Below are 16,277 nucleotides of genomic sequence, written 5' to 3' on the forward strand. Positions count from 1 at the left end.
CGATTTGGCTGATGTATTTGATTGACACGAATGTGATTAGCGAAATCCGCAAAGGCAGCAAGACAAATCCGGGCGTTAACCAGTTCTTTGCCGGCGTCGCCCAAAATGATCACAAGCTGTATATTTCTGTCGTCACCGTCGGTGAATTGCGGCGCGGCGTGGATCTGATTTATCACCGCGGCGATTTTAGCCAAGGCAAGTTACTCGAGAACTGGCTAAACCAGCTTATGCAGGAATATCGCCATCATGTCTTGCCTATCGACAACGAGATTGCGCTGGTTTGGGGGAAAATGCGCGTACCAAATCCTCAACACCCCTTGGATAAATTGATCGCTGCTACGGCGTTAATTTACGATCTTACCGTTGTCACCCGGAATGTTGGTGACTTTGCCGGCACAGGAATTCGGGTCCTCAATCCATTCGCGGATTAAGCCGTCGCCCGCAGCAAATTTCCATAAAACAAAGCTTTGCCGGTTTGGCTCTGCATCCACAGTTGTTTGATTTCGAGTTGGCGTTTAGCAAAACAAGGGGCGGCAGCGCGGGCTAAATCCTGCAAGTCCACTTTGGGAGAATAGGTGTTCAGGACTAAAAACGCCCCCGGATTCATCAAGCCGCGCGCCGTTTCGATCAAGTCGGCCAGCTGATTTTCCAGTTTCCATTTTTCGCCCTTGGCGCCCAAACCCCAGGCCGGCGGGTCCATGATGATGCCGTCGTAATGGTTGCCGCGCTTGAGTTCGCGCTTTGCAAATTTCAAGGCATCTTCCAGCACCCATTGGATGTTGGTCAGCCCGCTACGCGCCATATTGTCGTGGGTCCAATCCAACATTTGCTTGACTGAATCCACATGCACCACTTCCGCGCCATTCGCCCTGGCCACCAGTGAGGCCGCACCAGTGTAAGCAAACAGGTTTAATAGTTTGTCGCCCGGTTTGACCCGCTCGGCGATGAACCGCCAGTTGGCTTGTTGTTCCGGAAACAAGCCCAGGTGTTTGAATTTGGTCAGCTTCAGACCGAACTGCAATTGTTGATAAGCAATTTGCCAGTGTTCGCTAGCCTGCGGCTTCAATTTTTTCCAGGTGCCTTGCGTGGATGACAGCTCTACAAACTCCCAATCCGCCCTCGCCTGCCAATCCGGCCACGACCAACCCGGCTGGAAATGCGCTTGAATCTCCGGGCGTATCGTCACCACGTCACCCCAGCGCTCCAGCTTCTTGCCGTCACCGGCATCCAATAGTTCATAGTCCGCCCAGCCAGCGGCGACTTCGCGCAGCGTATTTCCAGGAACGGCAACACTATTGCTGGCTTTGTTTTCAGGTGACTTGCGGCGAATTGGATCGTTGGGCATATTGCTGGCGGCGCACAGAATGGTTAATCGGCGGATTTTATGCCCGAATGCGGAAACAGGCCACCACAAACGGCGAATATCTGACGCTCAGCGGAAGTAAGCTGAATTTAGCGTCTACATGCCCGTTAACCTATTTGCACAGACAACATGGCAATCGCGCCCAGCGTGGTTTTGTCCGTGAAAAAACCGACCTGTTCGCCGTCACCTTGCAAGCCCAGGATGTATAGGAGGGGCAGAAAATGTTCGTCTGTCGGGATGGCCAACGCCGCATCGCTTAATTCGCGGTATTTGACGACGGCGCTGTGATCGCCTGCGGCAATCAAGCGTTTAACCCGCTCGGCAAACGCGACGGCACAGTCATGAGCCGTATCCCGCCAAATCAAAGCTTGCAAGTTGTGTACGATATTACCGCTGCCGACGATCAACACCCCCTCGTCTCTCCAGCAGCGTAAGGCTTTACCCAGTTGGTAATGCTGCTCAGGCGACTTTTTTGTATCCAGACTGAGTTGTAAAACCGGGATGTCTGCATCGGGAAACAGATGGCACAAAACCGACCAACTGCCATGATCCAAACCCCAGTCCTGATCCAACTCAATCCCAGGCATCCGCGCCTTGATCCTCGCCGCCAATGCCGGACTGCCCGGCGCAGGATAGACAAAATCGAACAAGGCTTGTGGAAAGCCGTAGAAATCGTGGATGGTCCGCGGCTGCGGCATCGCAGTAACCCGTGTGCTATCGTTTTGCCAATGCGCCGAGATGCATAAAATCGCCTTGGGCCTGGGCAGATTTTGTCCCAGTTCCGCCCAAGCCCGACTGAATTCGTTATCTTCCAGCGCATTCAACGGACTGCCGTGACCGATGAATAAGGCCGGCATCCTCGGCAAGTGCTGGTTGTCGGGCTGGGCCGTATTCATCGTCTCTACTCCCATATGTTTGCTTCTAAGCCGCGACGTTAAAACGACCGGCTTGATAATCGTCTATGGCTTGCTCGATTTGCTCGCGAGTGTTCATCACAAACGGCCCGTGCTGAGCGATTGGTTCACGCAAAGGCTTGCCGGCCACCAGGATCAAACGACTGTCTTGCTTGGCCTGCAATATCACCCCATCCGACTCACCGCTGCTTAACACCGCCATGCGTTGCGCAGCTACCGACCGTTCTGCCTCCGCCACCTCGCCGCGATACACATAAAAAAACGCATTGTGACCGACGGCTAAAGACTGACTGAAACTGGCCCCAGCGGGCAAATGCACATCCAGAAACAGCGGCTCGGTATCCGGCCGTTGAATAGCGCCCGCGACGCCATGGCTGCTGCCGGCAATCACCCGCACCTTGACGCCGTTGGCCGTGAGTAATTCCGGAATCTGCTCGCTTTGCACATCTTGATAACCGGCCGGCTGCATTTTCTCGGCAGCCGGTAGATTGATCCACAATTGAAAGCCTTCCAGCATGCCGTCTTTTTGCTCGGGCATTTCCGAATGGATGATGCCGCGCCCCGCCGTCATCCATTGAATGCCGCCGGTTTCCAGCAAGCCTTGGTGGCCGGCGTTATCACTATGCCGCATCCGCCCGGTTATCAAATAAGTCAGGGTTTCGAAGCCACGGTGCGGATGATTGGGAAAGCCGGCGATGTAATCGTTGGGCTTATCGCTGCCGAAGGCATCCAGCATCAAAAATGGATCGAGGCGTTGCTGCAAAGCTTGACCCAGCACGCGGGTCAATTTCACGCCGGCACCATCCGACGTAGCATGACCAATCACCAATTGCTCGATAGCGCGGGACCGCATTACTTCATCGTTTTTAACTGTGTCTGTGTTCATCGCGGATCTCCTATATTAAGGTTAAGTCAGGCCGCCAACGCGGCGATTTGCGTAGCGGCAGCTTGCAAGGCCAGTTGTTCGGCATCGTTGCCCATCGCCAAGCCTTCCGCATAAATAAAGGTGACATCGGTCATTCCCAAAAATCCCAAGACGGTGCGCAAATAAGCGCTTTGGCTGTCGGTCTCGGTGCCGCTGTGCTTTCCGCCGGCGGTTTGAATCACATACACCTGTTTGTTTTTTAACAAGCCTTCCACACCGTTTGCGGTGTATTGGAAGGTCACCCTGGCCCGAGCGATAGCGTCTATCCAGGCTTTTAATTGGGCCGGAATTCCGAAGTTATACATCGGCGCGGTCAGTACTACGATGTCGGCTTGTTGAATTTCGGCAATTAAGGCATCGTCCAGCGCCACCCGTTGCGCTTGCTCGGGGTTGCGCTGTTCGGCGGGCGTACTCAGCGCAATCAAAGCCGCTTCATCCAGCAAAGGATGCGGGGTTTTCGCCAAGTCGCGCACGGTCAATTGTGCAGCTGGCGTTTGCTGGCGTAAACCGGCCACCAAATTGTCGGCCAGACGGCTGGAATAGGCATTTTCGGCACGGATGCTGGAGTTGATTTGCAGAATGTTCATTTAAGTCTCCCAAAGGTGTTGAAGTTGGGTTGACTATACGCCGGGATAATATTGGGCAGAAGACCGGAAAATGGATAACATTGTTCCACTGGAGGAACAATTATGCAGATAGAACCTAACGACCTGTGGCTATTCGCCAAAATCGCAGATGCCGGCAGTTTTTCTAAAGCCGGCGAATTGCTGGGCTTGCCTAAGTCAACCTTGTCGCGGCGCATCAGCAATCTGGAAAAACAACTGGGCGAGCGCTTGCTGCAACGCACCACCCGGCAACTGAATTTGACCGAATTCGGTTTGCGCCTGCTGCAACATGGCCGGCAGGTCAGCGAGGAAATCGAAGCGGCGATGGCATTGGCACAACATCGGCAAATTCAGCCCAGCGGCGTATTGCGCATCTCAATGCCCAACGACTTTGCCAATCTGTTTTTGGCTCCCTTACTGGCCCAATTCAGTAACAGCTACCCGGCTATTACCTTGGAAATCGATCTATCTGCACGACGAGTGGATTTACTCAGCGAGAGTTTCGATCTGGCGATTCGGATGGGTGATTTGCCCGATGACGCGACGTTGACGGCCAAGCGCTTGAATCTGCAAACCTGGGGCTTGTATGCGTCTCAAGCTTATTTGCAAAAACGCGGCACACCGGCGCACCCCGAAGAATTGTTGGAACACGATGCCCTCAGCCTGTTGGCCGGTAATCGGGAAGCGCCGGCCTGGCGCTTGACGAGGGGCGAACAACAATGGCTGGGCATGCCGCCGATACGCATCCAAGCCAACTCGCCGGAATTATTGGTCAAACTGGCAATGCAGGACCAAGGCATCGTCGCCGCGCCGGATTCTTACGCCAGCACTTACATGCCCAATCAAGAGCTGGTGCGCGTGCTGCCGGAATGGTGTTTGCCGCAAACCACAGCCTGGCTGGTGTTCCCAGGTCGGCGTTTGATGCCGACCAAGACCCGGGTGTTTATCGATTTCTTGGAAACGCATTTAAAAGACTTTACATGAGACATAATCGGCAACTGGGGAAACGGCAAAAACGCCTAGCAGCATAGCTTATTTGTTTGACTGAAATTACCTGTGCCTATAGAATCGCCGCCGCCTAACGCATGGTTAGGAAGCCTGTCATTTCAACAATTTAAGGAAAATTCATGTTTAGATCTTTGGCTATTTCACGCGGTATCGTTCTGTTAGGCGGCGTGCTGGCGATCAGTTCCGCGCAAGCAACCGTGGTTGCCGGCTCGGATTTCATCAAGACTGCAACGACTCATTACGTTATTAACTCAGCGGGAAGCTTTGCTACCTACATCCCCTCTTTTATCGTAGTCGGCGCAGACGGTTCGGAGCCAAGTGAGAATCTAGGACCGTTCAGTATTTCCGGGTCATTTGACGTCGAGCGCTATCAAAGCACGGCAAGTCCTTCTACAACGTCTGCAAGCGGTGAAATTACCGACAAGCTATTGTTTACCAACGCCAACGTCACGCTGAACGGCGCAATCCATAGCTTCAATTTCCCGAGTTTGTTTAGTCTTATGACCAGCGACACGGCGTTTCAGTCGGAGTCGGCATCTCTCGGTTGTACTATCCCACAGGGCCTTATTCCTTCCTGTGTGACAATGCCCAACCCAAACCCATCGTCTTGGTTCGGAACCCTAAGCAATGAATCCATCAGCATGGACGGCTTCGCAGCAGTCGATAACATAAAAGCGGGTTACAGTTATCACATACAGGCGTCCGTGGTCCCGTTGCCAGCAAGTGTCTGGCTATTTGCTTCAGCCCTGGGACTGGCCGGCATCACTCAAAGAAAACAGCGTGTCATAAAATAGTTCGTAAGGCATCGGATCTGCCGAGCGCAAGGCTTTGCATCTTGCTGGATTGATGCAAAGCCCGCGTGTCAAAGATCCTATGAACGTGTTTCCCGCTAATGCCCAGCCGCAGCCAAGCGGGGTATGAAAACGGCTTCCTGCTCAAGCAATCGCGACTCCAAGGCCAAACCTTGTAATTCCACTTGGATATTGCGATCCGGCGCCGCTTGCAGGAAATCGCTTAGCGTTTCCAGAATATCGTGATCGATAAACAGGGCTTTGCCGCCGTCGATGATCAATTCGCTATCATCGGCGATACTGGCAAGATAATTACGAAGCAAGGCTTTATTTAAAAAAGACACGTCCTTGTGCAGCCTCAGCAAATAGTTGGGCCCATGCTGGGTTAAGGTAATAGCCGCATGGAAGTTGGCCCGCAAGACGAAAAAAATACCGCACACCATGCCGATCGCGATACCTTCCAACAAGTCGGTAAATAAAATCGCGAACACAGTAATCGCAAACGGCACAAATTGATTCAGACCTTTTTGGTAAAACTCCACAAACATGGCCGGCTTCGCCAGCTTATAACCGGTTTGCAGCAAAATCGCCGCCAGACAGGCTAATGGGATCATGTTCAGAAAATGCGCGAAAAACAATACGCTGATCAATAACAACACCCCATGGAAAAAGCTGGATACCCGGGTTTGACCGCCGGCATTGATGTTAGCCGAGCTGCGCACAATCACGGCCGTGATCGGCAAACCACCTATCAAACCGCTGAGCAGGTTGCCCAAGCCTTGGGCTTTCAATTCGCGATTGGTCGGTGAAACCCGTTTATGCGGATCGAGCTTGTCCACCGCTTCGACGCTGAGCAGGGTCTCCAGGCTGGCGATGATGGCCAGGGTGAGCGCGATGCTATATATCTTGGGATTGCCGAGATAGCTGAAATCCGGCAAGCGCAACTGGTTAACAAAATTGCTGGTGGAGCCAAGTTCCGGTAAAGACACCAGATACTTGACGCCGATGGACCATTCAGGTGCCACAGCCGAGGCCCAGGCATTGAAAGACACGCCCCAAATCACCGCCAACAACGGCCCGGGAATCATCCGCAAGGCATTAAATTGTTTGATGAACGCGCTTTCCCAAAAAATCAGGATCAATAAAGCCACGCCAGCCACCAGAGTCGCGCCGGGCGAAATGCCGTGCAGTGAGTGGGTAAACTCGATGAAGCTGGAACCGGCGGTATCCGGCATATAACTCTCGTCCGCCGCGTAGCCCTCATCGTAACCGGTGGCGTGCGGGGTTTGCTTGATGATCAGGATCATACCAATAGCCGCCAACATACCTTTGATCACCGCGGTAGGGAAAAACGCGGCAATAGCCCCGGCGCGAAGGAAACCGAACAGCATTTGGAAAATCCCGGCAAACATCAGGCTCAACAAAAAAGCCTTGTAATTGCCCAAGGTTTCGATGGCGTTGAAAACGATGACCGTCAGGCCAGCCGCGGGGCCGGAGACACTGAGCTGCGAACCGCTGCACAAGGACACAACGATACCGCCGATCATGCCGGCGATAACCCCGGCGAATAAGGGTGCGCCGGACGCCAACGCCACCCCCAAACACAAGGGTAAGGCCACCAGAAATACCACAATGCTGGCCGAAAAATCCTGACGAAAATATTTCAGGTAATCATTAAACTGCATTTTCATAGACGGTCTCCGTGCGGATAACTGGGAGCCTTAATGGGCGTATTGGTAGATGTTGTGAATCGGCGAGGTGGCGTCGATGTGTATCAACTCATTCAACAAACCGTCGTGCAAACCGTATACCCAGCCGCGCAAACTGACTTTTTGGCCGGACTTCCAGGCCGATTGTACGATAGAGGTGTGGGCCAGACGTTGCACTTGTTCGATAACATTCCACTCGATCAATTTGTTGAGTTTGCGTTCGGGCTGCAAATTGTCCAGTTCGTCTTGGTGCAAGCGATATACTTCCTTAATGTGCGTCAACCACTTGTTGGCAATGGCCAAATCGCCGCGTTGCTGGCGCAAGGCTGCTTCAACACCACCGCAGCCATAATGGCCGCAGACGATCACATGCTTGACCTTTAAGGCGTTAATCGCGTACTGCAACACGCTTAAACCGTTAAAATCGGTGGTGATGACTTGATTGGCGATATTGCGGTGCACGAATATTTCGCCGGGTTGGGCATGAACGATGGTATCGACCGGCACGCGGCTATCGGAACAGCCTATCCATAAAAACTCCGGATGTTGTTCCTTGGCCATATTGATGAAGTAATCGGGCTGTTTACCGGTCATGGCTTCTGACCAGGCTTTGTTTTCCAGCAGCAATTTGTTGGGAGTCTGCATAAACCCCTCCTCTTGTGTCGTTGCGATGTAAACGATGCGATTCTTAGGCGTCGCACTTAAGCAACCGATGTATTGGAAGATCGTATCGGCGCCGAACAAATAATATCGAATCGAAATATTTATGCAAGCAATAACGTTTCGATTCGATATTTTTATCGCTAATGAGCATTAGCTTGAGGGGGTATACTCACCGCTTATGCAGACCTAAGCAGTGGTTCTGATACTGACTTATTTAAGACGCGAAAACTTAAAAGCCAAAAACTTACCAAGGCAATGCCGAGCCATCGTATTTAACAAAGCTGCCGCTATCGGCCAAGCTGAAATTGGCTATCACTTTACGCATGCCCGATACACTTTCTTCGACGTCGATCAAGCCGTTCGGTCCGCCCATATCAGTTCTGACCCAACCCGGATGCAGAATCAATACGCCGATGGACGAAGGCCGCAAATCGATGGACAGGCTCTTCAATGCCGCATTCAAACCGGCCTTGCTGGAGCGGTACAGGATGCTGCCGCCGCTGGTATTGTCGGTCATGCTACCCATCAAGCTGCTCAAGGCCACGATCAAGCGTTTGTCGCCACGCTGCACCTGCGGCAGGAAGGCTTCGGCCAATTTAAGTGGCGCCATCACGTTGACCGCCAGCACGTTTGCCCAGGTTTGATAATCCAGTTGCCCGAAACCGCGACCGGCTTGATCGCCGTAAACGCCGGCATTATTCAGCAAGACATCGATTTTGCGGTCGGCAAGTTTGCTTGCCAACGCATCGATTTGGCTGAAATCCGCCACGTCCAGGGTCTCGATTTGAATGTGCGGATATTGTTGAGCGAGCCCGACCAATTGCTCGGCCTGGTCCGGCTTGCGGCAGGCCGCGATGACCTGGTAATCGGCGGCGGCATATTGCCGGCAAAACTCCAGACCCAAGCCGCGATTGGCGCCGGTAATTAAAACAGTTTGCATCGTTACGTCTCCAAAGGAGTGATTGAAAAATAAGGGAAGCTATAGTTTTACGCAGTCTTGATAAGTAATTGCCGATTGAACTATTCGTATTTAGCCATGCCTCATCGACACAGTTTTAGCATGAAATTCCCGGAGGCTACTATGCAAATGCAATCAGTTAAATCCAGCACTATCGACGTGATCGGCTACGACGAACAAACCCATAAACTGCGGGTGTCGTTCAAAGACCGGCAAGCTCAGGATTTTTGCCACGTGCCCGAACACCTGTTCGCCGCATTTTTGAAAGCCCGCTCCAAAAACCGATTTTATAAGCGCCACTTCCAGGATTTGTTTCCCTGCTGAAAAAGACCGAAGCCACCATCGATATCCGATAGATTCAAAACCTTGCGTCTATCGGGCCTCATTCACTAGCAAGCCATAACACGGGCAACTTGTTCGCTTATCCCTGCCGTAACTGCCGGTAAAGCCTGATTATGCTGTCGGCGATAGCTTGGTCGGAGCAATACAACACGCCGCAATGATTCATAAACGTCGAGCCGTTCGGATTTAATAGTAACGGTTTGCCGTGTATATCGCTGACCGGCGCGCCGGCTTCCTGGAACAAACAAGCGGTAGCCGCGTAATCCCACACGCTGCCGCCGCCCTTATCCGGCTTAGGAAATTTGAAATAACACGCCGGCGCCTCAGTCAGTGCTTGGCAGGCATTTAAGGCCGCGCCGCCTTGCAAACGCAGCTTGGCCCCGGCATAGCCCAACTCAACGGCAATCCGTTGCAATTCGACTTGCGTAGCTTGGTACAAGGGGTCGTGAGCAAAGCTTTTATCGGTGATGAAGGTCAACGCTTGCGCTGGCGTTACCGGTTTAAAAGCGTGCTGATTTTGCCAGGCACCTTGATCTTTAATCGCGCGGTAAAGCGTCTGAGTCAAGGGATCGTAAACAACGCCGATCAGGGCTTCTCCGGCGCGAGATACCAAGGCGATGGACACCGAATAGCCCGGCACGCCTTCGATAAACGGCAAGGTGCCGTCCAAAGGATCGACACACCAGAAATAATCCTGCTGCAGACGCGCGCCGTCATCCGGACTTTCTTCCGACAATAAAGCCAAATCGTATCTGGCGCAGATCGGCCGCAAGGTTTGCAGAATAATCTCCTGACTCAAATGATCGATTTCCGTCACTACCCGAGCAGCCAGACTGGTGCCGCCGTCTTTGCTGTTTACAACAACCGCAGTATGCGCAGACCTGGTAATCAATTGTCCGGCCTGCATCGCCGCGGAGATGGCACACTGGCCAAGTAAATACAGATCGTCCGTCGACAAATGCATCGGTTCTCCTGGGGTTTTATAATTGGGCGATGACTTGCCGTGCCAGCCGCTCGCTATAGCTGTTGGGGGACCAATAGCCGGGACTCCAGCCTTTTAAAAAACGGTGAAAATCGGTCCAAGCTACTGGATAAAGTGCCCGCCAATCACGTTCGACCGCATCGGCATCGACGGGTTTTTGTTTACGCCGCAACGCCTGTTGCAAAGCCTGAAAATAAATATCCAGCAATTCGCTCTCCCGGCGCTGGCACTCGTCCTGGCCCAAACAGCTATCGATAAAATACGCGACATCCTTGATGCCGCAGCCGCCGCCGACGTATTGAAAATCCACTGCCGCGACCCGGCTGCCGTCCGCCGAAAAACAAAAATTGGCCAATTTGGCATCGCCGTGCACAAAGGTTTGATAAGGCGTATCGCGCAGTTTTTGATCAATCATCGGCGCGGCATTTTTCAAGACAATATCCTGCAAGGCCTCCCATTCGTTGGGCCGGGTTTGCAGATGCCAATAAGTGCCGGTGGGCCACAAACCACTAGGATTTTCACCGATAAACGCGGCATGGAAATTGGCCAGCCAATTTAAACATGTGCGTATCTCCCGTTCCCCTGCCCGCGAGCGGCGTTGCGGAAACCCCAACGGATGCAGATCTTCCAAGACCATGACTATATCCTCACCGAACATTTCGAAAGCTAAACACGCCGGGACTCGGCAATCCGCATCGCAACGTTTGGCCCAGCTTTGGTACCAGGCCGCCTCTATCTGATAAGAGCGGACTTTGCGCCGATGCGACAGGTCTTCATTGGAACCGGGCGTTTGCAGACTTTGTGCCGACAGTTTTACGTGTTTGACGATCACGCTAGCACTGTCGAAGCCGCTTAAGCCATAGCGCAAAATATAGCCGTAGCCGCTCCACAGACTTTGAATGGTTTCAAGTTGAAATGCATCATCGGCACCGGTCGCCTGAAGCACGAGATCGCGAATGGTATTTTGCATGGGTGGAGAGTGCCTTAAAAGATTGCTATTTTCCGGGAATACGCCGAACGAAAGCCAGGCTCGCGTGTCGGATTGCGGTATCGTTGGTATAGTTCATACCGTCGTATAGCCCATACATTAAACATCACCGCCATGATAGCAACCATGAATTTTGCATCCGATAACTGGGCCGGCGCTCATCCGGCCATTTCCCAACGCTTGTTGGCTGCCTCCGCGGGCTTTTCGGCCCCCTATGGCGCCAGCGCGCTGGATCGCAAAATCGAGCAACAGTTTAACGAGCTATTCGAACGGGAAGTCGCAGTCTATTTCGTCAGCACCGGCACGGCCGCCAATTCGCTGGCGCTGGCGGCCGTCAACCGTCCGGGCGGCGTCTCGTTTTGCCATCGAGAAGCACACATGCTGGAAGACGAATGCGGCGCACCGGAGTTTTTCACGCATGGCGCACGCTTAGCACCGGTGGACGGCGACAACGGCAAAATCGATCCGGAAAATCTGAAAGCTGAAATCGAGCGTTTCCCGCCTAATTTTGTGCATGCCGGGCAACCGATGGCCATTTCCATCACTCAGGCCACCGAGATCGGCACGCTTTATCAACCGGAGGAAATTGCCGCGATTGCCGACATTGCCCAAACTTACGGCTTACCCTTGCACATGGACGGCGCGCGCTTTGCCAATGCGCTAGTCTCGCTGGGGTTAACGCCTGCGGAAATGAGCTGGAAACTAGGGATAGATATTGTGTCTTTCGGCGCAACCAAAAACGGCTGCTGGTGCGCGGAAGCCTTGGTGTTTATGAATCCGGCACAGGCCAAAGATTTACCGTTTATCCGCAAGCGCGCCGCGCAGTTGGTATCTAAAAGCCGGTTTATCGCCTGTCAGTTTGAAGCGTATTTAGACGACGGACTTTGGCTGAATCTCGCCTGCCACGCCAACGCGATGGCGGCGCGTTTGCAAAACGGCATTGCCCACTCAAAATACGCCCGCCTGGCCTGGCATGCAGAAGCCAATGAGGTGTTTGCCGTGCTAAACCAAACGCACGCGGACCGCTTGCAACAACAAGGCGCGGTGTTTTACCCCTGGAATCCGCCGCGCGCAAACCCTGGCCTGGTAGCCGACCAGGAAGTATTGGTGCGTTTGGTCACCAGTTTTGCGACGCAGGCGGAGCAAGTCGATGCCTTTATCGAGCGTTTGGGCTGAGGGCAGCCGATTTTGCGTGTCTATCGTCCCAAACTCCCAGCTGCCATGTACTGGTTAGTCACGCATCAGACCGGCTACGGCAGGCTATGAACTTGCCTGCCACCACAAATGCTTTACAGCAGCGCGGCTCATGGCGGCGCAAGATGGCTATTACGCTGCTGATGCTTGGGTTATTTTGCCTGGCCCTATGGTGGCAGCGTTCAGTTCTGCTGGAGTTGTTACTGCAACAGGCCATGAAACAAAGCGCGCTCAGCGCACCCTCGTTGTCGGGGCTGTCGTTTGATTCCAAGCAAGCCAAGCTGGCTGAAATCAGCTTCGGCCTCGCCACACCGACTGGCAACTTATCGGTTGCGATGCAGAATGTTTCTACCGATTACGATCTGGAAAAACGAACTATCAGCAACGTCAGCATCGGTCACGCCGCGCTGAAATTCAACTACCACCCTACCGACCAAGCTGCGACGCAGACATCGGAAAACAATCCCATCAGCTTACCGCTGGACCGATTGAGCATCGCGAAACTGGAAGTTGATGTAGATACGCCTTGGGGCTTGAGCAGCTTTGCTGGTCAAGCGGACGTCACACGAGGTGCGGCCGATGCCATCGATGCAAGGTTTCAGGATGCCCAACAATCCATTCACCTAGATATCGAACCCGGTTTTAGCGCCGCCAAACTCAAGGTCCAACGGCTGCCAGCTGGCAATATATTCGAACTGAATGCCAGCAAACTAGATGGTCCGGCCAAGCAAATTAAGCTGAATGCCGGCGCGCTGTCGCTGATCGAGTGGCTTAACAACAGCCTATTGATACCACAAGCTTTGCGAGCAAAAACCCAGTCATACGATTTAGCCAAATTAAGCCCGCTACTAAGCGCCACGCAGCTCAGTGCAAGCGCCACTACGCCGGACAACTTTGCCACTCTGCAAGCTGAAGCCTTTCTGACAAAAGATAAACAGTCTCTGCTGGCTATGGATTTGTCGATGACGAACAAGCAAACAATCGATATGAACGGCCGCCTGGACATGGCCGCCAGCGAGGCATTCGATTTAATCAAGCCCTGGTTACCGGCCATGGCGGCCAGTTGGACGGTTGCCGGCGGCAAGGCACACGGAAATCTAAAACTGCATCGGCCAAGCAATCAAGATGTTTCCGGAACGGCACAATTGATTATCGCCGATTTGGCCTTGACGGCCGGCGCGGCGAAAATCGAGAACGGCAAGGTGGAACTGAACATTCCGGAGCTGGCGGATCGCGCCTTGGACTTGTCTGCCGAGATACCTACGCTGGGATTAGGTAAAGACTTAATAGCGCAAAATCTTAGTATCAAGGCCCGCTATCTCGATCAGGAACTGACACTAAGCCAAGCCGAGCTGGCACTATTCGGCGGCATCATGGAATTGAAACCGGACAAAATACGGCTGGGGGAAACGCCGATACTGCTGACTTTACGACTGCATGCAGTCGATCTGTCGCAACTTTTAATAAGCCTGCATTATCCGAATATTTCCGGAACCGGCTCAATAGATGGCGAACTACCGTTGCAGTTGTCGGCGGGGGCCATAGATGTGCAAGACGGCAGCCTCAGCGGCACACAGCCGGGTGTGTTACGCTATATGGGACCGGCCGATAGTCAGAATATCGCCTTTAAGGCTCTCAAAAACCTGGTTTACCGGAATCTGCAAGCCAAGGTAAATTATCGCCCAAACGGCGACTATCACCTGGGCTTACGCCTGGAAGGCAATAACCCGGAAGTATTGTCCGGCCATCCGCTGGCGTTTAACCTAAATATCAGCGGCCAGCTACCCGAGTTGCTACAAAAAGGTATTTTAGCCGGCGATTTGGAACGGACCATTCTGGAACAGGCTATCGCCAAACCGGCCGATGCAGGAGCATCGCCCAAGCCCCTAAGCGGGGATCAACCACCCAAACCGCCGCCGGCGGACCGGAGGAATCAATGAACTGGAAAGCTGCAAGTAGCGCGGCCATCTTGTGCGGCAGTATCTACCTAACGGGGTGTTCGCCCTCCGTCAGGTTGGAAGCGCCGGACAAACCGATTGAGATCAATATGAACGTCAAAATCGAACACGAAATCCGTCTGAAAGTGGAAAAAGACGTAGACGAATTGCTTTCCAGCCAAAAAGGCTTGTTTTAAAGGAGCGAGTGATGAAAAACAAAAATTTGCTATCAATTTTGGCGCCTTTGTTTCTGGGCTTATATCTGACCGCCCTACCGGTCAACGCCACCGATCTAGCCCAGGCAAAATCGGCTGGGCTGGTGGGTGAACAAATGAACGGTTTCTTGGGCCTAGTCAAGCCCGATGCATCGGCCGAGATAAAAGCACTAGTTGAAAGCATTAACGCCCAACGCCTGGCGGAATATCAACGCATAGCGGCTAAAAACGGCGTTGCTGTGGAGGAAGTGGGTCGACTGACCGCTCAGAAAGTGATAGGCCAAGCGGCACCGGGACAATTTGTAGAAACGGCTTCCGGCTGGACGCAGCGCTGACAGGCAAGAGCCTATAAGACAATACTGCACGGTATTCAAACGGCTCGAGATTTAGCCGGCAGCAAAGTAAAAATACCGTCATTTGTTCGCAGTGGCACTAATAAGTCAAATTTAGCTATCTCCCGACCTAAACCTGAACATCACCAGCACCACTCGGGAGAAGTTACCTTGCGATCCCACTTAGTCAAGGCGAGCACAACTCGTTAAAACCGCTGGCTGGACAAGCAATTAGCTCTCTAAAGCGTCAAGAATCAGACGATTCGGTCATTCGCTCACGCCGAGGAGAAACCAGGCACAATGCCCACAAAATCAATGTGCGACAAATTGTCACACTTTTTTGTGGACAGCAGTATTTTAATCCAATAGAATGCGCCCACTTTCAGCGAAACGCAGATGATTCGAAAGGATCATGACCGTTAAATGAGGGGGGGATAGGCGACCGTTAATCCGGTATAAGAACAACAATAAACGCAAGAAATTAACCTGCCGTACAACGGTAGGCGTCCAATCAATATAAAAAATAACACCGGACGAAGCCCACTTTACGTGGGCTTTTTTATGCCTGCCGTTCAGCTCACAAGCCCGCCACTTTTTTATCGTCTTCTTCCTGAAAATTCCTGTAGTTGATGGATATTTTCAAACCGGCAAAGCGGCCGGACATCTTGATCAATTCGGAGGTGGTTTTATCGAACATCAACCTGACTTCGCTCAAAGCCCTGTCCTCGTAGCCTTCTTCGATATCCTTGGCATCCAGCCGAAAATGGTAAAGATACACTTCCTGCTTTTCTTCATCGGTGATTTCCAGCGGCTCGCCCAATTGTTTGATCACCGTGGCTTTTTTTGGCAGCAACGCGGCTATTTTCTCCATTTGATCAGCCTTCGCTCTTAACTGTTTTTTCTCTTCGTTGATTTCCGCACCGCCCAGCGAGCGAAATGATGCCTCCAGAAACTCAGGCGGAGCGATTTGTAGGAATAGGTTGGAGAAAGTCCAATCGGTGATTTTATCTTCCTTGTTAAAGGCCAGATCCAGATAAAAACTGATTTCCGGCGCAATCAGCTTGCTGTCTTTGTCGATCTTACGAAACCAATAGCGCCAGCGTTTGCCGTCCCCGGTATGCTCTTCGCTACTGGCATGCAGCTTGGCCAGCGACACAAAATCTTCGCTGAGCAGTTTGGGTTGCTTAAAATGCACGGTGAAATCCTCTTTAGACGTCACCGCAAAATAACGATCAAACTCGTCCATTTGCAAATAAGTCTGGTAGGCGTGTAACCAGTGCAAACAACCTGTCATGCTACTGAGTAATACAAAAGCCAGAGACAGGCGAAAAAAACGGTTAATTTTAGTCAT

At 52.6% G+C, this 16,277-nt stretch carries 18 protein-coding genes; 8 read left to right on the forward strand and 10 right to left on the reverse strand.

Annotation, left to right across the window (positions count from 1 at the left end; genetic code table 11):
- The first annotated feature begins 11 nt into the window (after nt 1-11).
- Entirely contained in the window at nt 12-431 is a 420-nt protein-coding gene (locus tag ACMXD4_RS18325; protein ID WP_033158368.1) for a type II toxin-antitoxin system VapC family toxin, read from the forward strand.
- Here the strand turns inward: ACMXD4_RS18325 and ACMXD4_RS18330 are convergent.
- From ACMXD4_RS18330 to ACMXD4_RS18345, 4 genes are all read right to left on the reverse strand, one after another.
- Complete coding sequence (locus ACMXD4_RS18330; protein ID WP_171694337.1) at nt 428-1,345, reverse strand: class I SAM-dependent methyltransferase; 918 nt, start codon at nt 1,343-1,345, stop codon at nt 428-430. The genes ACMXD4_RS18325 and ACMXD4_RS18330 overlap by 4 nt on opposite strands.
- Nucleotides 1,346-1,470: 125 nt before the next feature.
- Complete coding sequence (gene ygiD, locus ACMXD4_RS18335) at nt 1,471-2,259, reverse strand: 4,5-DOPA dioxygenase extradiol (protein WP_171694336.1); 789 nt, start codon at nt 2,257-2,259, stop codon at nt 1,471-1,473.
- Nucleotides 2,260-2,284: 25 nt separating this feature from the next.
- Nucleotides 2,285-3,163, reverse strand: coding sequence for a pirin family protein (locus ACMXD4_RS18340; protein WP_415879032.1), 879 nt, complete (start codon nt 3,161-3,163; stop codon nt 2,285-2,287).
- Nucleotides 3,164-3,189: 26 nt separating this feature from the next.
- Nucleotides 3,190-3,789 carry an FMN-dependent NADH-azoreductase gene (locus tag ACMXD4_RS18345; RefSeq protein ID WP_415879033.1) on the reverse strand — a complete coding sequence of 200 codons (600 nt, stop codon included), beginning with the start codon at nt 3,787-3,789 and terminating at the stop codon, nt 3,190-3,192.
- A 102-nt stretch (nt 3,790-3,891) separates the two neighbouring features.
- Between ACMXD4_RS18345 and ACMXD4_RS18350 the strand changes: the two genes are divergently transcribed.
- The gene (locus ACMXD4_RS18350) at nt 3,892-4,791 is read left to right on the forward strand and encodes a LysR substrate-binding domain-containing protein (RefSeq protein WP_415879034.1); all 900 of its coding nucleotides are present in this window, start codon (nt 3,892-3,894) and stop codon (nt 4,789-4,791) included.
- Nucleotides 4,792-4,934: 143 nt separating this feature from the next.
- Entirely contained in the window at nt 4,935-5,609 is a 675-nt protein-coding gene (locus ACMXD4_RS18355; protein WP_415879035.1) for a hypothetical protein, read from the forward strand.
- 95 nt (nt 5,610-5,704) lie between these two features.
- On the opposite strand, the gene ACMXD4_RS18360 is transcribed toward ACMXD4_RS18355, so the two are convergent.
- From ACMXD4_RS18360 to ACMXD4_RS18370, 3 genes are all read right to left on the reverse strand, one after another.
- Nucleotides 5,705-7,297 carry a SulP family inorganic anion transporter gene (locus ACMXD4_RS18360; RefSeq protein WP_415879036.1) on the reverse strand — a complete coding sequence of 531 codons (1,593 nt, stop codon included), beginning with the start codon at nt 7,295-7,297 and terminating at the stop codon, nt 5,705-5,707.
- A gap of 30 nt (nt 7,298-7,327) precedes the next feature.
- Nucleotides 7,328-7,960 (reverse strand): carbonic anhydrase, encoded by a 633-nt coding sequence (locus tag ACMXD4_RS18365; RefSeq protein WP_171694331.1) that lies wholly within the window; start codon nt 7,958-7,960, stop codon nt 7,328-7,330.
- A 262-nt stretch (nt 7,961-8,222) separates the two neighbouring features.
- Nucleotides 8,223-8,918: an SDR family oxidoreductase gene (locus tag ACMXD4_RS18370; protein WP_415879037.1), complete on the reverse strand. Its 696-nt coding sequence runs from the start codon at nt 8,916-8,918 to the stop codon at nt 8,223-8,225.
- Nucleotides 8,919-9,059: 141 nt separating this feature from the next.
- On the opposite strand from ACMXD4_RS18370, the gene ACMXD4_RS18375 reads away from it, so the two are divergent.
- Nucleotides 9,060-9,260, forward strand: coding sequence for a KTSC domain-containing protein (locus ACMXD4_RS18375; protein ID WP_033158359.1), 201 nt, complete (start codon nt 9,060-9,062; stop codon nt 9,258-9,260).
- Nucleotides 9,261-9,357: 97 nt separating this feature from the next.
- Here the strand turns inward: ACMXD4_RS18375 and ACMXD4_RS18380 are convergent, their stop codons facing one another.
- Both ACMXD4_RS18380 and ACMXD4_RS18385 read right to left on the reverse strand, forming a co-directional pair.
- Nucleotides 9,358-10,242 (reverse strand): 3'(2'),5'-bisphosphate nucleotidase CysQ family protein, encoded by an 885-nt coding sequence (locus ACMXD4_RS18380; protein WP_415879038.1) that lies wholly within the window; start codon nt 10,240-10,242, stop codon nt 9,358-9,360.
- A 16-nt stretch (nt 10,243-10,258) separates the two neighbouring features.
- Nucleotides 10,259-11,230: an oxidoreductase family protein gene (locus ACMXD4_RS18385; protein WP_415879039.1), complete on the reverse strand. Its 972-nt coding sequence runs from the start codon at nt 11,228-11,230 to the stop codon at nt 10,259-10,261.
- Between the two features lie 144 nt (nt 11,231-11,374).
- Here ACMXD4_RS18385 and ACMXD4_RS18390 point away from each other — a divergent pair, with 144 nt between their 5' ends.
- The 4 genes from ACMXD4_RS18390 to ACMXD4_RS18405 all read left to right on the forward strand — a co-directional run bounded on the left by ACMXD4_RS18390 (nt 11,375) and on the right by ACMXD4_RS18405 (nt 14,929).
- Nucleotides 11,375-12,424, forward strand: a complete 1,050-nt coding sequence (locus ACMXD4_RS18390; protein WP_415879040.1) for a threonine aldolase family protein — start codon at nt 11,375-11,377, stop codon at nt 12,422-12,424.
- A 92-nt stretch (nt 12,425-12,516) separates the two neighbouring features.
- Nucleotides 12,517-14,382: a YdbH domain-containing protein gene (locus tag ACMXD4_RS18395; protein WP_415879041.1), complete on the forward strand. Its 1,866-nt coding sequence runs from the start codon at nt 12,517-12,519 to the stop codon at nt 14,380-14,382.
- Nucleotides 14,379-14,576, forward strand: a complete 198-nt coding sequence (locus tag ACMXD4_RS18400) for a YnbE family lipoprotein (protein WP_064010563.1) — start codon at nt 14,379-14,381, stop codon at nt 14,574-14,576. The genes ACMXD4_RS18395 and ACMXD4_RS18400 overlap by 4 nt, the downstream gene beginning before the upstream one ends.
- Before the next feature lie 11 nt (nt 14,577-14,587).
- Nucleotides 14,588-14,929, forward strand: coding sequence for a YdbL family protein (locus ACMXD4_RS18405; protein ID WP_415879042.1), 342 nt, complete (start codon nt 14,588-14,590; stop codon nt 14,927-14,929).
- A gap of 574 nt (nt 14,930-15,503) precedes the next feature.
- On the opposite strand, the gene ACMXD4_RS18410 is transcribed toward ACMXD4_RS18405, so the two are convergent.
- A complete protein-coding gene (locus ACMXD4_RS18410; protein ID WP_192394631.1) occupies nt 15,504-16,277 on the reverse strand; it encodes a hypothetical protein in 774 nt (257 codons plus the stop codon).

This window comes from Methylomonas sp. TEB, from assembly GCF_047777895.1.
Taxonomy (GTDB): domain Bacteria; phylum Pseudomonadota; class Gammaproteobacteria; order Methylococcales; family Methylomonadaceae; genus Methylomonas.